Source organism: Crossiella sp. CA-258035, from assembly GCF_030064675.1.
Classification (GTDB): domain Bacteria; phylum Actinomycetota; class Actinomycetes; order Mycobacteriales; family Pseudonocardiaceae; genus Crossiella.
This window is the reverse complement of the sequence record NZ_CP116413.1, coordinates 1-23,897: the sequence shown is the minus strand read 5'-3', so window position 1 is coordinate 23,897 and position 23,897 is coordinate 1. Positions and strand designations below refer to the sequence as shown.

Annotated in this window: 22 protein-coding genes and 2 tRNA genes; 5 read left to right on the top strand and 19 right to left on the bottom strand. The window is 69.7% G+C overall.

The features are described from left to right. The first annotated feature begins 1 nt into the window (after window position 1). Together N8J89_RS00120 and pknB are read left to right on the top strand one after the other, a co-directional pair. Window positions 2–1,366: a protein kinase domain-containing protein gene (locus N8J89_RS00120; RefSeq protein ID WP_283662355.1), complete on the top strand. Its 1,365-nt coding sequence runs from the start codon at window positions 2–4 to the stop codon at window positions 1,364–1,366. 66 nt (window positions 1,367–1,432) lie between these two features. Further along, a complete protein-coding gene (pknB, locus tag N8J89_RS00115) occupies window positions 1,433–3,397 on the top strand; it encodes a Stk1 family PASTA domain-containing Ser/Thr kinase (RefSeq protein WP_283662354.1) in 1,965 nt (654 codons plus the stop codon). Window positions 3,398–3,462: 65 nt separating this feature from the next. Here pknB and N8J89_RS00110 read toward each other — a convergent pair whose 3' ends face one another. From N8J89_RS00110 to N8J89_RS00095, 4 genes are read right to left on the bottom strand one after another with little or no spacing between them, the layout of a single operon-like run. Then, window positions 3,463–4,101 carry an aminodeoxychorismate/anthranilate synthase component II gene (locus tag N8J89_RS00110; protein WP_252485476.1) on the bottom strand — a complete coding sequence of 213 codons (639 nt, stop codon included), beginning with the start codon at window positions 4,099–4,101 and terminating at the stop codon, window positions 3,463–3,465. A gap of 32 nt (window positions 4,102–4,133) precedes the next feature. Further along, window positions 4,134–4,292: a hypothetical protein gene (locus N8J89_RS00105; protein WP_252485475.1), complete on the bottom strand. Its 159-nt coding sequence runs from the start codon at window positions 4,290–4,292 to the stop codon at window positions 4,134–4,136. A gap of 16 nt (window positions 4,293–4,308) precedes the next feature. Further along, window positions 4,309–6,057 carry a class E sortase gene (locus N8J89_RS00100; RefSeq protein ID WP_283662353.1) on the bottom strand — a complete coding sequence of 583 codons (1,749 nt, stop codon included), beginning with the start codon at window positions 6,055–6,057 and terminating at the stop codon, window positions 4,309–4,311. Beyond that, window positions 6,054–6,788, bottom strand: coding sequence for a DUF881 domain-containing protein (locus N8J89_RS00095; RefSeq protein WP_283662352.1), 735 nt, complete (start codon window positions 6,786–6,788; stop codon window positions 6,054–6,056). Before N8J89_RS00095 ends, N8J89_RS00100 begins: the two co-directional genes overlap by 4 nt. A gap of 171 nt (window positions 6,789–6,959) precedes the next feature. Here N8J89_RS00095 and crgA point away from each other — a divergent pair, with 171 nt between their 5' ends. Both crgA and N8J89_RS00085 read left to right on the top strand, forming a co-directional pair. Further along, the gene (gene crgA, locus N8J89_RS00090) at window positions 6,960–7,226 is read left to right on the top strand and encodes a cell division protein CrgA (protein WP_252485472.1); all 267 of its coding nucleotides are present in this window, start codon (window positions 6,960–6,962) and stop codon (window positions 7,224–7,226) included. A gap of 256 nt (window positions 7,227–7,482) precedes the next feature. Further along, window positions 7,483–7,932, top strand: coding sequence for a PH domain-containing protein (locus N8J89_RS00085; RefSeq protein WP_283662351.1), 450 nt, complete (start codon window positions 7,483–7,485; stop codon window positions 7,930–7,932). Here the strand turns inward: N8J89_RS00085 and N8J89_RS00080 are convergent, their stop codons facing one another. Next, window positions 7,933–8,826 (bottom strand): rhomboid family intramembrane serine protease, encoded by an 894-nt coding sequence (locus tag N8J89_RS00080; protein WP_283662350.1) that lies wholly within the window; start codon window positions 8,824–8,826, stop codon window positions 7,933–7,935. 10 nt (window positions 8,827–8,836) lie between these two features. Next, entirely contained in the window at window positions 8,837–9,388 is a 552-nt protein-coding gene (locus N8J89_RS00075; RefSeq protein WP_252485469.1) for a peptidylprolyl isomerase, read from the bottom strand. 93 nt (window positions 9,389–9,481) lie between these two features. Here N8J89_RS00075 and N8J89_RS00070 point away from each other — a divergent pair, with 93 nt between their 5' ends. Next, a complete protein-coding gene (locus tag N8J89_RS00070; protein WP_283662349.1) occupies window positions 9,482–10,021 on the top strand; it encodes a hypothetical protein in 540 nt (179 codons plus the stop codon). Window positions 10,022–10,066: 45 nt separating this feature from the next. On the opposite strand, the gene N8J89_RS00065 is transcribed toward N8J89_RS00070, so the two are convergent. The 13 genes from N8J89_RS00065 to dnaA form a co-directional block, all read right to left on the bottom strand. Beyond that, window positions 10,067–10,612 carry a DUF2020 domain-containing protein gene (locus tag N8J89_RS00065; RefSeq protein WP_283662348.1) on the bottom strand — a complete coding sequence of 182 codons (546 nt, stop codon included), beginning with the start codon at window positions 10,610–10,612 and terminating at the stop codon, window positions 10,067–10,069. Window positions 10,613–10,648: 36 nt separating this feature from the next. Further along, window positions 10,649–11,128, bottom strand: a complete 480-nt coding sequence (locus N8J89_RS00060; RefSeq protein ID WP_283662347.1) for an AMIN-like domain-containing (lipo)protein — start codon at window positions 11,126–11,128, stop codon at window positions 10,649–10,651. A gap of 308 nt (window positions 11,129–11,436) precedes the next feature. Next, window positions 11,437–11,509 (bottom strand) — tRNA-Ala (locus N8J89_RS00055). A gap of 60 nt (window positions 11,510–11,569) precedes the next feature. Next, window positions 11,570–11,692: a DLW-39 family protein gene (locus N8J89_RS00050; RefSeq protein WP_209707217.1), complete on the bottom strand. Its 123-nt coding sequence runs from the start codon at window positions 11,690–11,692 to the stop codon at window positions 11,570–11,572. 71 nt (window positions 11,693–11,763) lie between these two features. Beyond that, window positions 11,764–11,837 (bottom strand) — tRNA-Ile (locus tag N8J89_RS00045). A gap of 70 nt (window positions 11,838–11,907) precedes the next feature. Further along, window positions 11,908–12,735 (bottom strand): DUF3566 domain-containing protein, encoded by an 828-nt coding sequence (locus tag N8J89_RS00040; RefSeq protein ID WP_283662346.1) that lies wholly within the window; start codon window positions 12,733–12,735, stop codon window positions 11,908–11,910. 50 nt (window positions 12,736–12,785) lie between these two features. Then, window positions 12,786–15,353, bottom strand: a complete 2,568-nt coding sequence (gene gyrA, locus N8J89_RS00035; RefSeq protein WP_283662345.1) for a DNA gyrase subunit A — start codon at window positions 15,351–15,353, stop codon at window positions 12,786–12,788. A gap of 51 nt (window positions 15,354–15,404) precedes the next feature. Beyond that, entirely contained in the window at window positions 15,405–17,378 is a 1,974-nt protein-coding gene (gyrB, locus tag N8J89_RS00030; RefSeq protein ID WP_283662344.1) for a DNA topoisomerase (ATP-hydrolyzing) subunit B, read from the bottom strand. A 197-nt stretch (window positions 17,379–17,575) separates the two neighbouring features. Continuing rightward, window positions 17,576–18,082, bottom strand: a complete 507-nt coding sequence (locus N8J89_RS00025; protein WP_502868526.1) for a DciA family protein — start codon at window positions 18,080–18,082, stop codon at window positions 17,576–17,578. Window positions 18,083–18,243: 161 nt separating this feature from the next. Then, a complete protein-coding gene (recF, locus tag N8J89_RS00020; RefSeq protein ID WP_283662343.1) occupies window positions 18,244–19,398 on the bottom strand; it encodes a DNA replication/repair protein RecF in 1,155 nt (384 codons plus the stop codon). A gap of 3 nt (window positions 19,399–19,401) precedes the next feature. Then, a complete protein-coding gene (gene gnd, locus N8J89_RS00015; RefSeq protein WP_252485461.1) occupies window positions 19,402–20,316 on the bottom strand; it encodes a phosphogluconate dehydrogenase (NAD(+)-dependent, decarboxylating) in 915 nt (304 codons plus the stop codon). A 45-nt stretch (window positions 20,317–20,361) separates the two neighbouring features. Further along, complete coding sequence (gene dnaN, locus N8J89_RS00010; RefSeq protein ID WP_283662342.1) at window positions 20,362–21,501, bottom strand: DNA polymerase III subunit beta; 1,140 nt, start codon at window positions 21,499–21,501, stop codon at window positions 20,362–20,364. A 779-nt stretch (window positions 21,502–22,280) separates the two neighbouring features. Next, a complete protein-coding gene (gene dnaA, locus N8J89_RS00005; protein WP_283662341.1) occupies window positions 22,281–23,897 on the bottom strand; it encodes a chromosomal replication initiator protein DnaA in 1,617 nt (538 codons plus the stop codon).

Sequence of the window (23,897 nt, the reverse complement as noted above, 5' to 3'; positions counted from 1 at the left end):
CATGCTCACCTCCGGCCAGCTGCTCGCCGACCGCTACCGCCTGGCCAGGCGGATCGCGGTGGGCGGCATGGGCGAGGTGTGGGAGGCCGCCGACACCCGGCTGGACCGGCGGGTGGCGATCAAGGTGCTCAAGCCAGAGCTGACCGGGGACGCGGAGTTCCTGCACCGGTTCCGCACCGAGGCCAGGATGACCGCCTCGCTGAACCACCCGAACATCGCCGCCGTGCACGACTACGGCGAGACGGCCGCGGTGCCCGATGGCCCGCAGGACACCGCTTACCTGGTGATGGAGCTGGTCGAGGGCGAACCGCTGGCCGCGATCATCGCCGGGCAGGGCCGGATCAACGCCGAGCGCACCATGGACGTGCTGGAGCAGGCGGGACACGCGCTGCAGGCCGCGCACGAGCGCGGGCTGGTGCACCGGGACGTCAAGCCCGGCAACATCCTGGTCACCCCGCACGGCAAGGTGAAGCTCACCGACTTCGGCATCGCCAAGGCCGCGCACGCCGCGCCGGTCACCCGCTCCGGCATGGTGATGGGCACCGCGCACTACATCGCGCCGGAACAGGCGCTGGGCGCGGAGGCGGAACCGGCCAGCGACGTGTACTCGCTGGCCGTGGTCGGCTACGAGTGCCTGGCCGGGCACCGGCCGTTCCTGTCGGACAACTCGGTCACCGTGGCCATGATGCACATCAGGGACCTGGCCCCGCCGCTGCCGCCGGACGTGCCGCCCGGCCCGCGCGCGCTGATCGAGGCGACCCTGATCAAGGACCCCAGGCAGCGGTACCGCAGCGGCGGCGAGTTCGCGGTCGCGGTGGCCGCGGTGCGGTCGGGGCGACCGCTGCCGATGCCCTCCGGCCTGGCCATGGCGCCGCCACCGGTGGGCCCGCCGCCGATGGGTCCTGGCGGGCCCATCACGCCGATGTCCTCGCCGGGAATTCCCGCGCTGGGTCACGGGACCGGGCAGTTCGCCCCGCCCGTGCTGGGGCGTCATCCGGTGAATGTGCGCCCGCGTCGAACCGCACTGTGGCTGGTGGTCGTCATATTCGTCGTGGCGGCACTTGTTTTGGGAGCATGGGGACTCAGCGTGCTCATGCGCGCCGACGACGGTGACCGGACCGGTGGCACGCAGAAGACCACCCCGGCGTCGACGGTGCGCGTGGATCCGATGGAGTACGTGGGGCGGGCGGCTTCGGAGGCGGCCGACCGGCTCATGAAATCCGGCCTGCACACCGATGTGCAGACGCAGGACGGTCACCGGCCAGCCGACCTGGCGCGGTGCGCGGTCACCGAGGTGACCCCGGCCGGGGAGCTGTCCGCGGGGTCGAGCGTGACCCTGCGCTGCGCGCCGCACGAGGACGGTTGACGTGCGGACACGGCAGCTGAGAGACATGAACAGACCACCGTCGACGAGGAGCGGGACAAGGCACCGATGAGCACTCCGCGACTGCTCTCCAACCGCTACGAGCTGGGCGAGACGCTCGGCTATGGCGGTATGTCCGAGGTCCACAAGGGCCGGGACGTTCGTCTGGGTCGCGACGTGGCGGTCAAGGTGCTGCGCGCCGATCTCGCCCGCGACCCGCAGTTCCAGCTGCGCTTCCGCCGGGAAGCGCAGAACGCCGCCTCCCTGAACCATCCCGCGATCGTCGCCGTGTACGACACCGGCGAGACGCAGACCGAGTACGGCCCGCTGCCGTACATCGTGATGGAGTTCGTCGACGGCAAGACCCTGCGCGACATCGTCAAGACCGAGGGCCCGCTGCCCGCCCGGCGCGCCATGGAGGTCATGGCCGACGTCTGCGCGGCGCTGGACTTCAGCCACCGGCACGGCATCGTGCACCGGGACGTCAAGCCGGCCAACGTGATGATCACCAAGTCCGGCGCCGTGAAGGTGATGGACTTCGGCATCGCCCGCGCCGTGCACGACGGCCAGGCCGCGGTCACCCAGACCGCGGCGGTGATAGGAACCGCCCAGTACCTCTCGCCGGAGCAGGCCCGCGGCGAGGCGGTGGACGCGCGCAGCGACGTCTACGCCACCGGCTGCGTGCTCTTCGAGCTGATGACCGGCGAGCCGCCGTTCACCGGTGACTCCCCGGTCGCCGTGGCCTACCAGCACGTGCGCGAGGACCCGAAGCCGCCGTCGCAGGTCAACCCGCAGGTGCCCGCGGTGCTGGACGCCATCGTGCTCAAGGCGATGAGCAAGAACCCGGCCAACCGCTACCAGTCCGCCGGCGAGATGCGCGGCGACCTGGTGCGGGTGCTCTCCGGGCAGCGGCCGCTGGCGCCGATGGTGATGTCGGAGGACGAGCGCACCCAGATCGTCGGTTCCGGCGGCGCCACCCAGGTGATGCAGGGCAAGCACCGGCCCGAGGCGCTGGACGACGACGATGACGAGGAGGAGGAGCGCAAGGCCAAGCGGCGGCGCACCGCGTTCATCGCGGTCGCGGTCGCGCTCGGCGTCGCGCTGCTGATCCTGCTCGCCTTCCTGCTGGGCAACCTCTTCGGCACCAACTCCAACGGGACCAGCGACACGCTGAGCATCCCGAAGGTGGTCGGCAAGACCGCCGAGGTGGCCAGGCAGGACATCGCCAACGCCGGGTTCAGCAAGGTGCCCAGCGCCAAGCGGATCGCCTCCACGCCGGACCAGCTGGACAAGGTGATCTCGGTGTCTCCCGGCGAGGGCCAGCAGGCCGCGAAGGACGCGGAGATCACGCTGACCATCGGCGCTGGCCCGGAGGAGGTCACCGTCCCCGACCTCAAGGGCAAGACCGCCGACGAGGCCGAGCGGCTGCTCACCCAGGCCGGGCTCAAGCTCAGCGCGAACAAGAACGAGGAACCGGTCGACGACAACAAACAGGTCGGCAAGGTCCAGTCGCAGAACCCCTCGGCCAACACCAAGGCGGCCAAGGACTCGCTGGTCACCATCACGGTCGGCAGGGCGCAGGACAAGGTCAGCGTGCTCAACGTGATCGGCCAGTCGGTGAACGCCGCGCGCAACAACCTGGAGAGCCTCGGCCTGAAGGTGGAGACCAAGGAGACCAGCTCGTCCAAGCCGAAGGACGAGGTGGTCGCGCAGACCCCGAGTGGCGGCAGCTCGGTGCGGCCCGGCACCACGGTGACGCTGACCATCTCCAAGAACGACCAGTTCACCATGCCCAACATCGAGGGCATGACCGAGACCGAGGCCCGCTCGAAGCTGCAGGAGTTCGGCTGGACCGGCAGCTTCAGCAAGGCCGAGGTGAGCGGCAGCCTCAGCGAGTTCGGCAAGATCACCGACTCCAAGCCGGTGGCAGGCGACGGGGTGACCAAGACCCAGACGATCCAGATCCAGGTGGTCACCCGGATCGGCGGCGGTGGCACCCCGCCGACCAGCACCACACCCAAGACCGGCGGCTGAGCGGTACCAGCGACAAGGCCCGGCTCCCCTTCGCGGGAGCCGGGCCTTCGTGCGTCAGCTGGGGTTCAGCGGGCCGCGGCGGCCAGCTCGCGCATGCCCTTCTCCAGGGCGGCGACGGTGGGCTCCGGCACCGGGTGCCCAGCGATGGCCAGCCAGTTGGCCAGCATCCGGTGGCCGCCGTCGGTGAGCACCGACTCGGGGTGGAACTGCACGCCGTGGATGGGCAGCTCGCGGTGCCGCATGGCCATCACCACGCCGGACTCGGTGCGCCCGGTGACCTCGAACTCGGCGGGCACGGTCTCGGCCAGCACGGTCAGCGAGTGGTAGCGGGTCGCGGTGAACGGGTCGGGCAGCCCGGCCAGCACGCCGGTGCCGTTGTGGTGCACCTGGCTGGTCTTGCCGTGCAGCAGCTCCGGCGCCCGGTCCACGGTCGCGCCCCAGGCCACGCCCATTGCCTGGTGGCCGAGGCACACGCCGAGCGCGGGCTTGGCCAGCTCGGCGCAGCGCCGGATGACCTCGATGGTGCGACCGGCCCGCTCCGGGGTGCCCGGTCCTGGACTGAGCAGCACGCCGTCCACCGAGTCCACCTCGGCCAGCTCGACCGAGTCGTTGCGTCGCACGACGCACTCGGCCCCCAGCTGGGCCAGGTACTGGACCAGGTTGTAGACGAAGCTGTCGTAGTTGTCGACGACGAGTACCCGCACCCGGCCAGCTTACGGCGCGTGTCGAGGACGAATCACTGGCCGGTGGTGACCTGGTTGAACGGCAGCATCGGCTCGATCCACGGGAACACCACGAACAGCAGCAGTGCGACCACGCCCAGGATCAGGACCGCCGCCAGCAGCATCCGCAGCGGCAACGGCCCTGGCAGGTGCCGCCAGATCCAGCTGTACACGAGCCAACCGTACCTTTCAGCCGGTCTGGAACTCGGCTGGCACGGCCTTGGGATCCTTCGGGTCCTTCGGCTGGGTGCGGACCAGGACGCCGTGCACGATGAGTCGCTGCCGCGCGGAGAACCGGGGGTGGCAGGTGGTGAGCGTGATCAGCTTGGCCTGCTTGTCCTTGGGCACGGCGTTGTTCGCCCGCCACGGCACCGGCGCGATGACCTCGCCCTGCTCCGGCCGCACGATCTCCTGGCCGACGGTCTTGGCGTACGGGTCGTCCTTGCCGCCCTTGCCCTGCGGCGCGACCCCCTTGCACTTGCCGTCCGCGCCCTTGCCCTTGGCCCAGTCCTTGACCTCGTCGGTCTTGGGCAGCATCCGGTAGACGAACCAGTCGGTCTGGGTCTCCACCAGGATCGCGTCGCAGGACTCCAGCAGATCGATGTCGTTGAACGGCGCGCCCTTGCCCACCCGGTGCCCGGCGACCGCGAAGTTGCCCGGCTGCCCCGGGTAGGCGGTGCCCTTGTAGTGACCGGGCCCGACCTCGAGGATCTGGTCGGTGGTGCCTTCCAGCACGGTGTAGACGTAGTCCGGCCCGAACGCCGGGATGTAGACCTTGGCGAAGCCCTCGCCGTCACCGACCTCGAACTGGTTGGTCCGCTGCGGCTCGTTGTTGTTGACCACGCTGGGGTTCTTCCACCGGTCGTCCATCGCGGAGGTCGCGTTGGCCTGCTTGCCGGCGGAGAGCCAGTCGGTCACGTAGACCTCGTAGACCACGAACAGCAGCACCACCAGCCCCGCGGTGATCAGCAACTCACCGAAGGTCCGCACCACCACCCGCCCGGTCTCCCGCCGCGGCTCCGGCACCTCGACCGCCCCGGCAGGCGTCTCCGGTTCGGGCTCGGGCTCCAGCTCGGCGAGGTCCTGGTACTGGTCGTAGTCGTCGATCCGCGGAATGAGCTCGGTCTCCTGCTCATCCAGCCGCGGCCGCGCGGGAATGCGCGGAATCGGCACGGTGAGCTCCTCCGGCGCGAGCGGCGGCGCGGCCCTCGGCGGAGTGGGCGGCGCGTCGGACCGGATCGGCGGGATCAGCTGCGTCTGCTCGGTGGCCGAGGGCGGCGGCCCCGGCGGCACGGGCGGACGCTGACCACGCGGCGGCATCGGCGGCTCAGGACGGCGCGGCGGCTCACCCTGGCCACGCGGATCCACCGGCGGACGCGGGGGCACCTCGCCCTGCGCGCGAGGATCGCGCGGCGGCCTGGCCTCGAACGGCGGCTGCGGCTCGAAGGGCGGCTCGGCCAGCGCACGCGGATCGCCGGGCGGCGGAGCGAACGGCGGCTCGCCCTGGGCACGGGGGTCCCGGAGCGGCTCTGGCTCGAAGCGCGGCTCGAACGGCGGCCGGGGGTCGAACGGCGGTTCGCCCGGCACGTGCGGCGGGCGGATGTCGTGGTGCGGCTGCCCCTGGGGGCGGGCGTCCTGCGGGAAGTCCGGGCGCGGCGGTTCAAAGCGCGGCGGCTCGGCACGCTGTGCTTCCGGGCGCTGTGCTTCCGCGCGCGGCGGCTCGGGCCGGGGCGGGGCCTCGTCCGGCGGGGTCCACACCTGGGGCGGTTCCCCGCGCCGGGGCGCCGGCCTCGGCGGCACGGGGCGCTGCTCGGCGCCGGGCTCGGACCACCACTGCTCCTGCGGCGGCGGGGGCTGCTGCGCCCTGGCCTGCCGCTGGTGGATCTCCTGGGTGGCCTCGGTGCCGTCCTCCGGCTGCGGAGTGCGGGGGTCGGTCATCGGGGCACCTCCTGTGCCTTGTCCAGTCGTAACGCGCCGCCGTAGCCCGGCACGCGCACCACGTCGGGCCGCTGGACCCGGTAGCCGAGTCCGTAGCTCTGGGCGTACTGCCGGAAGATTCGCACGCCGTCCGCGGCGTCCAAAGCGGAGTTCAGCTTGTCTGGGTCGCCGATGGCGCTGATCACATACGGCGGGGAGTAGGTGCGGCCGTGCAGCAACAGGGTGTTGCCGATGCAGCGGACCGCCGAGGTGCTGACCAGTCGCTGGTCCGCCACCGCCACCGCCTCCGCGCCACCGGCCCACAGCGCGTTGAGCAGGCTCTGCAGGTCCTTCTGGTGCACCACGAGCGCGTCCACCGGGACATCCGCCGGGTACCGGCCGTCCGGACCTCTCGGCGCGTCGCTGATGGTCACCACCAGGCCGGGACCACGCAGTGGGTTCAGGCCCGCCGGGTTCGCCAGGCCCGCCGCGGTGCCGCGGGCCTTCTCCACCCGCTGGTCGGAGCCTGCCGCGCCGCGTTCCAGCGCCTCCAGGTCGGTGCGCAGGCGACCGAGGGCGGCTTCGGCCTCGTGCACCCGGCCCTCGGCGTCGCGGACCAGGCCGTGCAGCTCGGTGTTGCGGCCGCCGCGCAGGTCGTGGCCGTCGGCCACGTTGTGGCTGACCGCGAAGATCAGGCCCGCGACCAGGCACATCACCGGCGCGGCCACCCGCCAGCCGTTGAGCCTCCGCACGCCTGAGATCCTCTCCTACGCCAAATGTGGGGTAAGCAGGGGCAAGTTGCCTCTCCTCTGCTCTCTTCGGCTACGTTAACGTGTTCGTCGGGCCGGAGTTTCGTTTTCGCTGTGCCGAACGCGCTCCGCGAACAGACACAGCCATCGGATCCAACGTCAGGCGAGGACAGAATGCCGAAGTCCAAGGTCCGCAAGAAGGACGTCTACACGCCGCCGCCGGACCGGCGCACGCCGGTCAAGCTGAAGGCCAAGGGGCCCTCACACCCGATCTACATCACGGTGATGCTGCTGGTGATGCTGCTCGGGCTGGCCTGGCTGGTCGTGTACTACCTCGCGGGCCAGGACATCCAGTTCATGGCCGACCTCGGCTCGTGGAACTTCGCGGTCGGCTTCGCGCTGATGATCACTGGTCTGCTGATGACCATGCGCTGGCGCTGACCAGCACAAACACGGTACGTATCGCGGCCCGGACGAACCACACGTCCGGGCCGTGCCACGTTCACCCCCCGTTTGGCGGAGGGTCACTGAACCACACGGATGTAAGTCATCCCCAGTGGGGACAACTCCTGTGGATAACTTTTTCCACAGGCACCCCATAGCCGGTCCCCGGAGCCGGGGGCACACAACATGATGTGGTTGTACCGCTGGGCGCAACGGGGCAGACGGAACGCCCTCAACCGGGCAAGCTGGACGGGTGAACGAGCAGATGCCCTGGTCAACGGGCCAGAGTCGGCAAATTGCCTGGTCAGCGAACCCCGCCCTGGTGGCCGTCGGCTGGACCTTCGCCGCGCTCGCCGCGGTCTGGCTGACCATCACCACCGATCCCGCGGGCCGGGTGATCGCCGCGGTCGCCGCCCTGGTCCTGGGCTTCGCCGCGCTGTTCGGCACCATCGCCCGGCCGAGGCTGGTCGCCAGCCCGATGGGGTTGACCCTGCGTGGCCTGTTCCGGACCCAGCAGTGGCCGTGGGCCGAGGTCGGCACCAGGCTCGTGCACACCCAGCGGCTGGGCCGCCGGGTCGCGGTGCTGGAGATCGAGACCACCCAGGGCGAGGCGGAGCGCCTGTTCGTGCTCGGCAGACTCGACCTGGGCGCGGACCCCGAGGAGGTGGCCGCGCAGCTCACCGAACTGCGCGGCCCCGCCTGACTAGTTCCGCTCGGCCAGCACGCAGGTGGTGCGCTCGCCGGGCGGGCTGCACTCGAACCTGGGCAGCTCGTAGTACTGGAAGATCGCCAGCCCGGCCAGGGCCAGCGTGATCGCCACCACGTTGATGGTCTGCCACAGCTTCCTGGTCGCCACCGGCACGTAGATCAGCCCGGCCGCGATCAGCGCGCCGGTGACCAGGCCGCCGCCGTGGCCGACCCAGGACACGTTGCCGATGAACAGGCCGAACACCACGTTCAACCCGAACACCATGGCCAGCGGCTGCAGGCTCTGCCGCCGCCGGATGAACACGATCACCACCGCGCCGAGCAGGCCGAAGATCGCACCGGAGGCGCCGACCGCGCTGTCGGAGAACAGGAAGATCGCCACCGAGGCGCCGATCCCGGACAGCAGGTAGAGCACCGCGAACCGGATCCGCCCGAACATCGGCTCCAGCTCTTGGCCGAGCATCCACAGCGAGAACATGTTGACCGCGAGGTGCCACGGCGCCACGTGCAGGAACTCACTGGTGAGCAGCCGCCACCACTGGTCCCCGGCGACCGCGACCTGCCACATCGAGCCGTTGTCGTAGACCCAGGACTCCCGCAGGTCGTTCACCCCGCCGGCCTGCACCGCGGTGAGCACGAAGAGCGCTACGTTCAGCACGATCAGCACCGGGGTCACGATCGGGCGAATCTGCTCGTCCTCGTTGCCGACCAGGTTGGTGCCCCGGCGCTGGGTCCGCTTGCCCTCGGCCACACAGTCCACGCACTGCTTGCCGACCGGCGCGTCACTGAGGCACTGGTAGCAGTAGGGCTTGCCGCAGCGGGTGCAGCTGAGCCCGGTCTCCTGGTCCTGGTGCCGTGTGCACCTGGGCAACGTGTGCGGAGGGGTCATCGCCGCCGGCTCAGCGCTCGACCGAGACCGTCACGCGCTCGATGACGACCTCCTTGATCGGCCGGTCCATCCGGTCGGTCTCGGCCTGCCCGATGGTGTCCACCACGGCACGGGACGCCTGGTCGGCGACCTCGCCGAAGATGGTGTGCTTCATGTTCAGGTGCGGGGTCGGGCCCATGGTGATGAAGAACTGGGAGCCGTTGGTGCCGGGACCCGCGTTGGCCATGGCCAGCAGGTACGGCCGGTCGAAGCGCAGCTCGGAGTTGAACTCGTCGGCGAAGGTGTAGCCGGGGCCGCCGCGGCCGGTGCCGGTCGGGTCGCCGCCCTGGATCATGAACCCGGCGATGACCCGGTGGAACACCGAACCGTCGTAGAACGGGCCGGAGCGCTCCCCGGCGGCGTTCTCGGTGGTGTAAGGCTTGCTGCCCTCGGCAAGCCCGACGAAGTTCTTCACCGTCTTGGGCGCGTAGTCCGGGAACAGCTTGATCCTGACCTCGCCTTCTGAGGTGTGCAGGGTCGCGGTCACGGTCGCCCCAACGAGCGATTCAGTGCTGTCAGCCACCGACCCATGGTGCCATCCACGGCGGGATCGTGTGAGAAGGGGCAGGATGGGGTAACGCGTTGACGAGGCCGTCGTCACGCTCGGGAGGCAGGCATGGACGAGGTAAGGACCCTGGCCAGAGCCGGAGAGCAAGTCGGGCGCGCGTTGGGCACCGGTATTCACGTGGTGCGCAAGCGAGCCGAGCACGCAGGCGCGGAAGGGCTCAAGGCCACCAAGCGGGCGAGCCGGCGCGCGGAGAAGAAGCTGGCCAAGCGCGGGCTCACGCCGCAGCAGCTGGCGCACAGCGTCGCCGGCACGGCCGAGGAGTTCAGCCAGGAGATCGGCAAGCGCGGCCGCAAGGCACGCAAGGAGCTGGCCAAGGCGACCAAGCAGGCGCAGAAGGACCTCGGCCGTCGTGGCCGCAAGGCCAAGAAGCGCCTGGCCGCCCGGCTGGACCCGAAGCCGAAGCGCCGCAAGTGGCCGTTCGCGGTGCTGCTGCTCGGCGCCGCGGGTGCGGTCGCCGCGGTGGTGCTCGCCCGGCGACCACAGGAGGTCAAGCCGGTGGTCGAGGAAGAGGAGCGCGACCGCGAGGAGCGCCCGGTGGGCAGCCCCTCGGACAACGGGCACCGCCCGGAGACCGCGCGCCAGAAGTGAGCCGGACGCGAAGAGGGGCCGGGTTCGCCCGGCCCCTCTCGCCGTTCACAGCTTCAGGTTGCCCGCCGCCACGGTGGCGATCCGCTTGGCCGCGATGGTGCGGTCCTGGTTCGTGGTGACCACGATCGCGTACTCGCCCTTGGCCACCGCGAACACCGCACCGCTGTCGGTCTTCTTCGACCCGCCCTTCCAGCCACCGGGCAGGTCGGCTGGCGAGGACCCGGCGACCGGCACCTGGGCGTCCACCACCGCCTTGGCCGTCTCGGCGGATCCGCTGTAGATCCACACCATGGCCTGCACCGACTTGTTGTCGGCCCGGTAGAAGAAGCAGGCCGGGTTCGGTTTCCCCTCGGAGATCCGGACCTTGCCCACCCCTTGCCCGTTGGCCGCCCGCACCTCCTCCTTGTCCAGGTAGGGACAGGGACCGTCGGTGGCGGGCACCGGCACCGCGGGCGGCTGGGCGGGCCCGGCCGAGGTGGTCTCCTGAGCAGGCGGCGCCGAGGTCTGGGGCGGAGCCGAATCCTGCGGAGCGCCCCCACAAGCGGAGAGCGCCAAGAGCGCGGGCAGCACGAGCAGCAGTGGTCGTCTCATAACGCGGCCCACCCTAGAGCCCTCCGCGCCACCGCGTCAGCGCTTGAAGTCGATGATCACCAGGTGCCCCTGGTGCCGGACCGTGTAGGCCGCGTCCCGAACCAGCCCCACCGAAACCTCCATGCTGCCGCCATGCCCAGGATCGTTCACCACAACCCCACGCACCAACGGCAGTGAGTGATTGACCACTCTCTCCCCGATCACCTCGACATAGGGCTCAGCCCCAACAGGCGAAGGCAAAGCCAGCTTGAGGAACCGCTTCCCCCACAGCTGGGTCACTCGAAGATCGCTCTGCCCCCAGTAGGGCCGCTCCCCGTCCAACTGCTGGAACAGCACAGACCCCGGAGCCTTGGCCCCCACGAACTCGAACACCACCCGGTCGTACCCGTCGTGGCTACCAGCCCGGAACTTCACCTGCGGCGGCCCCGCCACCGCGGCCGAAGCCGCCGGAGCCATCACCCCCACCACCGCGAACAACGAGACGACAACGACCGCCAACCGGCGGAGAACAGACATCGCTAAACACACCCCTGCGAAGATCGTCGATCCCTGACGACTCCCAGACGCAAAACCAACCCACCAGGTTGCCAAGCAAACGGTGGAACACAAACAACAGAGCGACAGACCCCGCCGCCCCAATACAACTCCCCAGAGGAAACCCAAAGACGCAAAGAAGGCGACACCAAGAGTTCGGTGCCGCCTACCACGCGAGCGGGGGTCCGGGGGCAGAGCCTCCGGACGGGGTCTGGGGGCTGTGCCCCCAGTGCAAATTACGAGACGATCCAGCGAGCGCTCTCCGCGAGCAGGGAGCCCCCATCGTCGAGTGGAGACGAGGGGAATCGAACCCCTAACCCCTGCCTTGCAAAGGCAGTGCTCTGCCAATTGAGCTACGTCCCCGCAGAGCAACTGGCGAGGCCGCCGGTACCTGGACGGCCACGCCTTGCCCTTCGGTTCGACTCAGCCCTCGGTCGGAGCGGTGGCCTCACGCCACAGGTCCGCCTCGGCCTTCGCCGAACGGTTGCGCTTGACAAAGAAGAGCACGACGCCGGCAACAGCGGCAAGTGCCAGAAGCTTCTTCACGTACGTTCGCCTCCCAAAGCGGCACGCGGTTGGTGCCCGATACGGGTGCCCCCCCAAGGAGCAGCGGGCAGTGGGCCTGGGAGGACTTGAACCTCCGACCTCTTCATTATCAGTGAAGCGCTCTAACCACCTGAGCTACAGGCCCGTGAACCGAGGTGAACATTACCGGACGGGGTGCCCTCCGCCCAAATCGGGGGGCACCCCATCCGGCAGTTCTACTCGCGCTCGGAGAGGGTGACCTCAACGCCACCGGCCAGGTCGGCCGAGACGTTGTAGACGAACGCGCTGACCGTGGCCAGCGCGGTGAACAGCACGATGTTGACGACGCCCACGACCGCGGCGACGCCGAACACCCTGCCCGCGCTGATCAACGGCTCAGCGCCGCCGTCGGCGTTGGTCACCAGGTCCTTGTAGGTGTTGTTCAGCGAGTCCCAGACACCCATGCCCTGGAGCACGCCGTACAGCACACCGACCGCGACCAGCCACACGAAGAACAGCGCGACCGACAGCACCAGCGCGAGCTTCAGCACCGACCACGGATCGACCCGCTTGACCTGCAGGGCGGCCCGGCGCGGGCCCCTGCCGGTGCGGCGGGCGCTGGGTGCGGCCACCGCGGGTCGCGGCGTGGTCGCCGCTGCGGAGAAGTTGACCGTCTCCCGGCCCAGCGCGCCCAGCCCGTTGTCCGGCTGGGGCGCGGCCGCCGCGGTCCCGAACACCGTGGGTGCGTCGAGATCGGGCTGCGGCGGGGAGTGCTCGACCGGAGCCGCCGGCCGGAACGCGGCCGTCGGCTGGTCGATCGAGCTCTCCCGCTGCGGTTCGGGAGCAGGCGGTGCGCTCTGCTGGTTCGCGACGGTCACCCGTTGCCACGGCGGCGGGGCGGCCGATGCCTGCGCGAACTCCTCGGCCGGCGGCGCCGCGGGCGCGGGCTCGCCGGATTGCCCCGCCGCCACGGCACCGTCCGGCTTCTCGGTGATCACGGTGGCCTCGTCAGCGGGCTTGTCAGCCTGCTGAGCGGGGTTGTCCGGTTGGTTCGGTGAAGTCATCAGCAGTCCTAACCGACGGTGGTGTCCGTCGAAGAGACGCGTTCAGGCGACTATTCGTTGCTCTGCTCGGTGTCGTTCTCGTTGGGCGAGCCGTTTTCCACCTCGGCGCCGTCCTCCGGCACCGAGCCGTCCACCGGCTCGAGATCATTCTCCGGCTCAGCCTCCTGCTCGGCACTCCGGGCCACCGCCAGCAGCGTTGTCCCCTCACCGAGGTTCATCAGCCGAACACCCTTCGTCTGCCTACCCGCTTTACGGATCTCGGCAGCAGTGGTCCGGATCACACCACCCGTTGAGGTGATGGCGAAGATCTCGTCTTCCAGCTCTACCACCAACGCGCCGACAAGTCGCCCGCGCCGCGAGTCGTGCTGGATGGTGAGCACGCCCTTGCCGCCGCGGCCCTGCACCGGGTAGTCCTCGATCGGGGTCCGCTTGGCGTAGCCGCCGTCGGTGGCGATGAGCACGAACCGGTCCTCCTCGACCACGGCCATGGCCAGCAGCTCGTCGCCGGAGTTGAACCGCATGCCCAGCACGCCGGAGGTGGCCCGGCCCATCGGCCGCAGCGCCTCGTCGGTGGCGTGGAACCGGATGGACTGACCACCGGCGGAGACCAGCAGCAGGTCCTGCTCGGCCGAGCACAGCACCGCGCCGACCAGCTCGTCGTCCTCGCGCAGGTTGATGCCGATCAGGCCACCGCTGCGGTTGGAGTCGAAGTCGGCCAGGCGGCTCTTCTTGACCAGGCCGTTCTTGGTGGCCAGCACCAGGTACGGCGCGACCTGGTAGTCCTTGATCTGGATGGCCTGGGCGATGTGCTCGTCCGGCTGGAAGGCCAGCAGGTTGGCCACGTGCTGCCCGCGCGCGTTGCGGTTGGCCTCGGGCAGCTCGAAGGCCTTGGCCCGGTAGACCCGGCCCTGGTTGGTGAAGAACAGGATCCAGTCGTGGGTGGAGCACACGAAGAAGTGCGCCACGATGTCGTCCTGCTTGAGCGCCGCGCCCTGCACGCCCTTGCCGCCGCGCTTCTGCGCCCGGTACAGGTCGGTCTTGGTGCGCTTGGCGTAGCCGGTGCGGGTGATCGTGACCACCACGTCCTCGACCGCGATCAGGTCCTCCAGGGACATGTCGCCGTCGAACGGGATGATCCGGGTGCGCCGGTCGTCGCCGTACTTCTCCACGATGGCCATCAGCTCGTCGCGGATGATCTGCCGCTGCCGCTCGGGCTTGGCCAGGATGTCCTCGAGGTCGGTGATGATGACCTCGATCTCGGCCAGCTCGTCGACGATCTTCTGCCGCTCCAGGGCGGCCAGCCGGCGCAGCTGCATCTCCAGGATCGCGTTGGCCTGGATCTCGTCCACTTCGAGCAGCTCGATCAGCCCGGTGCGGGCGATGTCCACCGTGGCCGAGGAGCGGATCAGCGCGATCACCTGGTCGAGCAGGTCCAGCGCCTTGACCAGGCCGCGCAGGATGTGCGCGCGTTCCTCGGCCTTGCGCAGCCGGTACTTGGTCCGGCGGACGATGACCTCGATCTGGTGCTTCACGTAGTAGCGGATCATCTGGTCCAGCCGCAGCGTGCGCGGCACGCCGTCGACCAGGGCCAGCATGTTCACGCCGAAGGAGGTCTGCAGCTGGGTGTGCTTGTAGAGGTTGTTCAGCACCACCTTGGCCACGGCGTCCCGCTTGAGCGCGACCACGATCCGCATGCCGCTGCGGCTGTTGGACTCGTCCGCGATGTCGGCGATCCCGGTGAGCTTGCCGTCCCTGACCAGGGTGGCGATGTTCTCCACCAGGTTGTCCGGGTTGACCTGGTACGGCAGCTCGGTGACCACGAGGATGGTGCGCCCCTTGGCGTCCTCCTCCACCTCGACCACCGAGCGCATCCGGACCGAGCCGCGGCCGGTGCGGTAGGCGTCCTCGATGCCCTGGGTGCCCAGGATCAGGCCCTTGGTCGGGAAGTCGGGGCCCTTGATCCGCATCATCATCGCGGCCAGCGTCTCTTCGTCGCTGGCCTCGTAGTTCTCCAGCGCCCAGACCACGCCCTCGGCCACCTCACGCAGGTTGTGCGTGGGGATGTTGGTGGCCATGCCGACCGCGATCCCCTGGCTGCCGTTGACCAGCAGATTGGGGATGCGCGCGGGCAGGACCCTGGGTTCCTTGGTCTTGCCGTCGTAGTTGTCGGCGAAGTCGACGGTGTCTTCTTCGATGTCGGCCAGCATGTGCATGGCCAGGTGGGTCAGCCGGGCCTCGGTGTACCGCATGGCCGCGGCCGGGTCGTTGCCGGAGGAACCGAAGTTGCCCTGACCGTCCACCAGCGGGTTGCGCATCGACCACGGCTGGGCCAGGCGGACCAGCGCGTCGTAGATCGAGGAGTCACCGTGCGGGTGGTAGTTGCCCATGACGTCGCCGACCACGCGCGAGCACTTGACGTAGCTGCGGTCGGGGCGCAGGCCGGTGTCGAACATCGAGTAGAGCACCCGGCGGTGCACCGGCTTGAGGCCGTCGCGCACGTCGGGCAGCGCCCGGCCGACGATGACGCTCATCGCGTAGTCGACGTAGGAGCGCTGCATCTCCTGCTGGAGATCGACCGGTTCGACGCGGTCGCCCGTCGGCGGGAGGATGTCGGTCACGACGAGAAGTCCCTTCTAAACGGCGAGCAGGTGTGGTGGTGCACGCCGAGGTCAGACATCGAGGAAGCGAACGTCCTTGGCATTGCGGGTGATGAAGGCGCGCCGGGACTCCACGTCCTCGCCCATCAGCACGCTGAACAGCTCGTCAGCGGTGGCCGCGTCGTCCAGGGTGACCTGGCGCAGCACCCGGTGGGCCGGGTCCATCGTGGTCTCCCACAGCTCGTCGGCGTTCATCTCGCCGAGACCCTTGTACCGCTGGATCGCGTCGTCCTTGGGCAGCTTGCGGCCGTTGGCCACGCCGGCCTGGATCAGGCCGTCGCGCTCGCGGTCGGAGTAGGCGAACTCCGGTTCCTGGCGCGGCCACTTGATCTTGTAGAGCGGCGGCTGGGCCAGGTAGACGTGCCCGTGCTCGATCAGCGGGCGCATGAAGCGGAACAACAGGGTGAGCAGCAGCGTGGTGATGTGCTGGCCGTCCACGTCGGCGTCGGCCATCAGCACGACCTTGTGGTAGCGCAGCTTGGTCAGCTCGAACTCGTCGTGGATGCCGGTGCCGAGGGCGGTGATCAGGCTCTGCACCTCGTTGTTCTTCAGCACCTTGTCAATGCGTGCCTTCTCCACGTTGATGATCTTGCCTCGGATCGGCAGGATCGCCTGGAAACGCGACTCCCTGCCTTCCTTGGCCGAGCCACCGGCGGAGTCGCCCTCGACGATGTAGAGCTCGCACTCCTCCGGGTTGTTGGAGCGGCAGTCCTTGAGCTTGCCGGGCAGGCCGCCGATCTCCAGCGCGCTCTTGCGCCGGACCAGCTCGCGCGCCTTGCGCGCGGCCGCGCGCGCCTGCGAGGAGGAGATGGCCTTGCTGATGATGGTCTTGGCGTCGGCCGGGTTGGCGTCGAACCAGTCGGGCAGGTGCTCGTTGCAGGTCTTCTGCACGAACGACTTGGCCTCGGTGTTGCCCAGCTTGGTCTTGGTCTGCCCCTCGAACTGGGGCTCCTTCAGCTTGATCGAGACGATCGCGGCCAGACCCTCGCGCACGTCCTCGCCGGAGAGGTTCGCGTCCTTCTCCTTGAGCAGCTTCTTCTCCCGCGCGTACTCGTTGATCACGCGGGTGAGCGCGGCGCGGAAGCCCTCCTCGTGGGTGCCGCCCTCGTGCGTGTTGATCGTGTTGGCGAAGGTGAAGACCGACTCGGAGTAGCCGGTGTTCCACTGCATCGCGACCTCGACCTCGAGGCCCTCCGCCTTGGCGCCGAAGGAGATGATCTTCTTGTGCACCGACTCGCGGGTGGCGTTGATGTGCGTGACGAAGTCCTCCAGGCCGCCCGGGTAGCAGAAGGTCCGCTCCTTGATCGCGGCCTTGACCCCCTCGGCGTCCTCGACCTCGTCGGCCTCGCTGACCCGCTCGTCCCGCAGCGTGATGATCAGGCCCTTGTTCAGGAAGGCCATCTCCTGGAGCCGGCGGGAGACCGTCTCCGCGCTGTAGGTGGTGGTCTCGAAGATGTCCGGGTCGGCCCAGTAGGTGATGATCGTGCCGGTCTCGTCGGTCGGCTCACCCTTCTTCAGCGGGTGCGCCGGCGCGGACTTCTCATACCGCTGGTTCCAGACGAAGCCGTCCCGGCGGATCTCCACGTCCAGCCGGGTGGCCAGCGCGTTCACCACGGACACGCCGACACCGTGCAGACCGCCGGAGACCGCGTAGGAGTCGCCGCCGAACTTGCCGCCCGCGTGCAGCGTGGTCAGCACGACCTCGACCGCGGGACGCTTCTCCACCGGGTGCTCGTCGACCGGGATGCCACGGCCGTCGTCGATGACCCGCACGCCGCCGTCGGCGAGCAGCGTGACCTCCACCTTGGTGGCGTGACCGGCCATCGCCTCGTCGACCGCGTTGTCCACGACCTCCCAGATGAGGTGGTGCAGACCACGCTCACCGGTGGAGCCGATGTACATGCCGGGTCGCTTGCGGACGGCCTCAAGGCCTTCGAGCACGGTGATGGAGGACGCGCTGTACTCGTTGTTCGTATTGGCAGCCACAGGCCACTGTCTCCTCAGCTTGACGGCGTGCGCTTGGGGTGCGGAGCACAACCTCGTCAATCCTACCGGTCCACCCGGACAGGAATGACCCTAGGACACCCCTGAGACGGTCATAGAAGACCGAAGAACAAGTTGTCCGGGTCCGGAGTGCGGAGAATCGGTGTCAAGAGGCCTGGGAGAAAACCAGCCGCGCCACGTCACCCATAGGTGTCTCGCGGGCCGCGGCCGGGCACGTGGCGTGGTCCGTACCGCCAGCTCGGCGCGGCCGGTCCCTGCACCCGCAGACGTTTGACCACGTCTTTGCCCACTCCGGCGCGGATCTGGCTGAGCAGCTGGCGCTGGAGCAGCTTGAGCTGGGTCGCCCATGCGGTGGAGCTGGCCTGCACGGTCAGCTCACCATCCTTGAGCGCGAGCGGGGTGGCGTGCTCGGCCACCTCGGCCCCGACCAGCTTGGCCCAGCTGCCGAACACGGTGCCACCGGAGAGCTTGTCGGTCCAGCCGCGCTCGCTGGCGATCCGCGCGGCCAGCGCGCCCAGCGGCTGCGGGTCCCGGTGGTCCACTCCCGGCCCGGACCACCGGCGGCGGCGCTGCGCGTTGGCCCCGCCCGCGCGCGGCGCCTGGGCGGCCTTGGCCGCGTCCCGCTTCAGCTTGTTGGCGGCGCGGGCCTCGGCCAGGGCCATCTTGGCCAGGTCGACCCCTCGCAGTCCGTGTTCACCCTCCGCAGTGAATCCACCTGGAGAGGTGACGGAGGGTCGATCAGTACCCGGGTCAGGTGGTGGCACATCCCCACGCGTGACGGAGTTATCCACATTATCCACAGGGTTGTCCCCAGGAGTGCGACGCGTCACACCCGGTTGACGGCTGGTCACCGGACACGCTCGACCTTCCCTTCACCCACCTCGTAGCGGGCGCCTGCCAGCTCGGCCGGGACGTCCTCGGCCACCGCGGCGGTGACCAGGACCTGCTCCGCGGCGGCGGCCACCTCGGCCAGCCGCTGCCGTCGCCGCCGGTCCAGCTCGGCGAACACGTCGTCGAGGATCAGCACCGGCTCGACGTCCTCCGCGCGCAGCAGCTCGAAGGCCGCCAGTCGCAGCGCGAGCGCGAAGGACCAGGACTCGCCGTGGCTGGCATATCCCTTGGCCGGTGTGCTGCCGAGGATCAGCTCCAGCTCGTCCCGGTGCGGACCGATGAGACTGACCCCTCGGTCGATCTCCTGGGTCCGCACCTTGGCGACCTCGGCCAGCAGCACCGCTTCCAAGGTCGCGATGTCCGCCGGCGGACCGCCTGCCACACCGTAACCCTCCGGCAGGGCCGCACCCAGGCAACTGCGGTACTTCACCTCGGCGGGTCGCGATTCCGGCGCCACCCCCGCGTAGGCGGCGGACACCAGCGGCTGCAGCGCGGCCACCAGGTCCAGCCGCGCGGCCAGCAGCACCGCGCCGTGCCTGGCCAGGTGCCCGTCCCACACGTCCAGGGTGCGAATATCCCCGCTGCTGCCCGCCCGACGCGCCGAACCTGCGGTTTTCAGCAGGGCGCCGCGCTGCTTGAGCACTCGTTCATAATCCGCGCGCACACCGGCGAAGCGTGGTGCGCGCAGCACCAGCAGGTCGTCCAGGAACCGCCGCCGCTCGCCGGGATCGCCCCTGACCAGCGCCAGGTCCTCCGGCGCGAACAGCACGGTGCGCAGGATGCCGAGCACCTCCCTCGGCTTGGGCACCGGGGCCCGGTTGATCCGAGCCCGGTTCGCCTTGCCGGGGGTGATCTCCAGTTCGACCAGCAGCTCCCGGCCGTGGTGCACCACTGCGGTGCGCACCACCGACCGCGGCGCACCCTGCCGGACCAGCGGTGCGTCGGTGGCCACCCGGTGCGAGGACAGGGTGGCCACGTAGCCGATGGCCTCGACCAGGTTGGTCTTGCCCTGGCCGTTCTGGCCGACCAGCACACTCGGCCCAGGCTCGAAGACCAGGTCGGCGGACTCCCAGGACCGGAAGTCGGCGACCTGCAACGCTCGGACGTACAACGGTTACTTGGTCGATCCGGCGCCGGAGCTGGGACCGGCCTGGTGCACCGCGTGCCCGCCGAACTGGTTGCGCAGCGCGGCCACCGCGCGCATCGCGGGCGAGTCCTCCTGCCGCGAGGCGAACCGGGCGAACAGCGCGGCGGAGATCACCGGCGCGGGCACCGCGTGGTTGATCGCCTCCTCCACCGTCCACCGGCCCTCGCCGGAGTCCTCGACGTAGCCGCGCAGGTCGTCCAGCTCCGGGTCCGAGTCCAGCGCCCTGACCAGCAGGTCGAGCAGCCAGGACCGGACGACGGTGCCGCGCTGCCAGGCCTTGATCACCGCGGGGGTGTCCGCGACCACCTCGGAGGCGTCCAGCAGTTCGAAGCCCTCGGCGTAGGCCTGCATCAGGCCGTACTCGATGCCGTTGTGCACCATCTTGGCGAAGTGACCCGCGCCGACCTTGCCCGCGTGCGCGAAGCTCTCCTCGCGCGGGCCCTCCGGCCGCAGCGCGTCGAAGATCGGCAGCGCCCGCTCGACGAACTCCGGCTCGCCGCCGACCATCAGGCCGTAGCCGTTCTCCAGGCCCCAGACCCCGCCGGAGACACCGCAGTCCAGGTAGCCGATGCCGTTCTTCTCCAGCAGCGCGGCGTGCTTCTGGTCGTCGGTGAACCGGGAGTTGCCGCCCTCGATGATCAGGTCACCCTCGGACAGCAGGTCGTTGAGCTCCTCCACGGTCGCCTGAGTCGGGGCACCGGCCGGCACCATGATCCAGACGATCCGGGGAGCGGCCAGCCGCGAGACCAGGTCGGCCAGCGACTCGCTGTCGCTGACCTCCTGGTTGCGGTCGTACCCGATCACCTCGTGGCCCGCGCGGCGCAGCCGCTCGCGCATGTTGAAGCCCATCTTGCCCAGGCCGACGAGTCCGAGCTGCACCACAGTTACGACCTTTCCTGACTACGAAGTGTTCGGGTTGGGGATGGCTCAGCCGGGCAGGCGAACCGGCATCAGCAGGTAGATGTAGCCGGGTTCGACCTCGCCCTCGGCGTCCACCGGCTTGACCAGCGCGGGACGGCTGGGCGTGGTGAAGGTCAGCTGCGCCTTGCCGGTGTGCATCGCGCCGAGGCCGTCGAGCAGGTAGCCGGGGTTGAACGCGATGGTCAGCGGGTCGCCGGTGAGCTCGACCGGGAGCTCCTCCTCCGCGCTGCCCTCATCGTCGCCGCCCGCGGACAGGCGCAGCGATGCCTCGGTGAACTCCAGCCGGACCTGGGTGCCGCGCTCGGCGACCAGGGAGACGCGCTTGATCGCCTCGACCAGCGGGGCCACCTCGATCACCGCGGCTGCGGCGTGCTCGCTGGGCAGCAGCTGGCGGTACTTCGGGAACTCGGCGTCCAGCAGCCGGGTGGTGGTGCGGCGGCCGGAGCCGGAGAGGCCGAGCAGGCCGTCGGAGTCGCCGAGGGAGAGCTCGATCTTGGAGCCGGAGCCGCCGAGGGTCTTCGCCGCGTCGGCCAGGGTCTTAGCCGGGACCAGCAGCGCGGTCGAGCCGACCTCGCCGCTGGGCTCCCAGGTGAACTCGCGCAGGGCGAGCCGGAAGCGGTCGGTGGCCACCAGGGTGACCTTCTCGTCCTCGATCTCCATCCGCACGCCGGTCAGCATCGGCAGCGTGTCGTCCTTGCCGGCCGCGATGGCGACCTGGGCGACGGCGGGGCCGAAGCTGTCCGAGGGCAGGTGACCGGCCAGCTGCGGCATGGCGGGCAGCTGCGGGTAGTCCTCCACCGGCATGGTGGGCAGGCTGAACTTCGCGCTGCCGCAGGTGATGGTCACCCTGGCGCCGTCGACCGCGATCTCCACCGGGTGGTTGGGCAGCGACCTGGTGATGTCGGCCAGCAGCTTGCCGGAGACCAGGGTGCGACCGGCCGCGGAGATGGTGGCCGGCACGCCGATCTGGGCGGAGACCTCGTAGTCGAAACCGGAGACGGTCAACGTCTCCCCGTTGTCGCCGTCGGCTCCGCCCGCGTCCAGCAGCACTCCACCGAGCACCGGCACCGGAGGCCGGGAGGGCAGGCTGCGGGCGACCCAGGCGACGGCGTCGGCAAGGCCGTCCCGCTCGACGCGGATCTTCATGGCAGGTCCTTTCGGAGAATCGACGCGACCGTCACGGGCTCGGGCTGGGCAGGTCGTTCGCCGTCGGGTCGTGGGCCACGACGGCCCAGGGTTGGCGCAGCGACGCATCGAGGTCCGAGCGAGGCGGGCTCCACCGTAGAGGCTTCCGGGCCTGCTCGTCACCTCGACCCGTCCTCGACCGCGAGCCGTCCATCCCCAACTTCGCGCCGCCTGTTCATCTTTTGATTTTTACTTCTTCGAAAGATCAAGACAGCAGCAGTAGTAAGGGTTGTGAGTTGTGTGGACAGCGTGAGTCTGCGCAGCTCAGGTGGTTTCTAGGGCTGTGGACTGTGGGTGTGTGCAACTGGTGAGAAACCGGGAGGACCGGTGGACAACTCGGCAGTTGGCAAAGAGCATCCACATGATCTGCGAGCTGTCCACAAGGTTGTCCCCAGCTGTTGGTGCGTTCATGCCCAGGCCCTCCACAGGCTGAGGGTGGTCCGGGTCTCCCTGGATGGGGGACAACTCGCCGAAACTTTCTCCAGAGTTGGTCCGATCGGGCGCTCCACACCGTCAGAAAAGTTCCAGCGGGCGTGGCCAGGTTCGGTGGGGACCTGCCACGGGCGGCCCGACTTTTCTCAGCTTGTGGGGTGCGCGGCGGGGCACCGCCGAACCAGAAAGTTCGGCGTGCGGCGGCCATGCCCTGGCATCCCCGTAGTCATCGGCGGCCGGAGCGGGGCACCCAAGAGAAGACGCCCGCCGGAGGGACTCTCCGACGGGCGTCTACGGCGTGCTGGGGGTCAGGCGCGGGCCCGCTGCTTGATCCGGGAGGTCAGCTCCTGGACCTGGTCGTAGATGCGGCGGCGCTCGGCCATCTCCTTGCGGATCTTCTTGTCTGCGTACATGACGGTGGTGTGGTCGCGGCCGCCGAAGGTCTGCCCGATCTTCGGCAGGGACAGGTCGGTCAGCTCGCGGCACAGGTACATGGCGATCTGCCTGGCCTGGGCCAGCGCCTTGGTCTTGCCGGGCCCGCACAGGTCGTCGATGCTCACCGCGAAGAACTCCGCGGTGACCGCCATGATCGTGGGCGCGGTGATCTCCGGAGCCTGCGAGTCCGGGATCAGGTCGCGCAGCACGATCTCGGCCAGCGGCACGTCCACCGGCTGCCGGTTCAGCGAGGCGAACGCGGTGACCCTGATCAGCGCGCCTTCCAGCTCGCGGATGTTGCGCTCGATCCGGGCGGCGATGAACTCCAGCACCTCGGCCGGCGCGGCCAGCCGGTCCTGCGCCGCCTTCTTGCGCAGGATCGCGATCCGGGTCTCCAGCTCGGGCGGCTGGATGTCGGTGATCAGGCCCCACTCGAACCGCGTGCGCAGCCGGTCCTCCAGGGTCTCCAGCCGCTTGGGCGGCCGGTCCGAGGACACCACGATCTGCTTGTTCGCGTTGTGCAGGGTGTTGAAGGTGTGGAAGAACTCCTCCTGCGTGCCTTCCTTGCCCTCCAGGAACTGGATGTCGTCGACCAGGAGCACGTCGACGTCCCGGTAGCGGCGCTGGAAGGCGACCTTGCGGTCGTCACGCAGTGAGTTGATGAAGTCGTTGGTGAACTCCTCGGTCGAGACGTACCGCACCCGCATGCCCTGGAAGAGCCGCTGTGCGTAGTGCCCGACCGCGTGCAGCAGGTGGGTCTTGCCGAGACCGGACTCACCCCAGATGAACAGCGGGTTGTACGCCCTGGCCGGCGCCTCGGCCACGGCCACCGCCGCGGCGTGCGCGAACCGGTTGGACGCGCCGATGACGAAGGTGTCGAAGGTGTACTTCTCGTTCAGCCTGGTCTGCGGGTTGCTCGGCGAGCGGGCCGGCTGACCGGCGGAGTTGCCGGAGTACTTGGGCCATATCTCGTGCACCGCGGCGAGCGCCTCGCGCTCCTCGTCCACCTCGTCCTCGGTGTCCCCGCCCTCGGCCATGGCGACCGTGGGCAGCGGGCTGACCTGCGGCAACCCGGTGGCCGGGATCGGCGTGGTGGCCATCCCGTTCGGCAGCGGGGCCAGCGGCAGCGGGATCGCGGGCATCGTCGGCTGTTCCAGCGACGGGCCCGCATGCGAGGGCGCGCTCACCGGGGGCGGCGCGACCGGTTTGGGCGGGGCGGGGCTCAGCGGTGCGTTGTCCACCTTCACCGCGAGCGAGACGTCCCGGCCGAGGTGGCGGGAGAGCGCGGCGGTGATCGGTTCGCGCAGCGCGCGTTCGATGGCGTCCTTGGCGAAGTCACTCGGCGCGGCCAGCAGGGCCGTGCCGTCGAGCAGGCCGATCGGGCGGGTCACCCGCATCCAGGCTCGCTGTTGCGGGGAAAGGGTGCCGGAGGACAGCTCCTGCACTACGCGTTCCCAAACGAGTCCCAGCTCGGCGTGGGTGTCGGACAC

What these genes read in the sequence shown, in the direction of transcription:
- N8J89_RS00040 (WP_283662346.1), bottom strand. Translation starts at nt 12,735, where the DNA reads ATGACTTCACCGAACCAACCGGACAACCCCGCTCAGCAGGCTGACAAG.
- pknB (WP_283662354.1), top strand. Translation starts at nt 1,433, where the DNA reads ATGAGCACTCCGCGACTGCTCTCCAACCGCTACGAGCTGGGCGAGACG.
- dnaN (WP_283662342.1), bottom strand. Translation starts at nt 21,501, where the DNA reads ATGAAGATCCGCGTCGAGCGGGACGGCCTTGCCGACGCCGTCGCCTGG.
- N8J89_RS00065 (WP_283662348.1), bottom strand. Translation starts at nt 10,612, where the DNA reads ATGAGACGACCACTGCTGCTCGTGCTGCCCGCGCTCTTGGCGCTCTCC.
- N8J89_RS00100 (WP_283662353.1), bottom strand. Translation starts at nt 6,057, where the DNA reads ATGACCGACCCCCGCACTCCGCAGCCGGAGGACGGCACCGAGGCCACC.
- N8J89_RS00060 (WP_283662347.1), bottom strand. Translation starts at nt 11,128, where the DNA reads ATGTCTGTTCTCCGCCGGTTGGCGGTCGTTGTCGTCTCGTTGTTCGCG.
- N8J89_RS00070 (WP_283662349.1), top strand. Translation starts at nt 9,482, where the DNA reads ATGGACGAGGTAAGGACCCTGGCCAGAGCCGGAGAGCAAGTCGGGCGC.
- N8J89_RS00080 (WP_283662350.1), bottom strand. Translation starts at nt 8,826, where the DNA reads ATGACCCCTCCGCACACGTTGCCCAGGTGCACACGGCACCAGGACCAG.
- N8J89_RS00120 (WP_283662355.1), top strand. Translation starts at nt 2, where the DNA reads ATGCTCACCTCCGGCCAGCTGCTCGCCGACCGCTACCGCCTGGCCAGG.
- crgA (WP_252485472.1), top strand. Translation starts at nt 6,960, where the DNA reads ATGCCGAAGTCCAAGGTCCGCAAGAAGGACGTCTACACGCCGCCGCCG.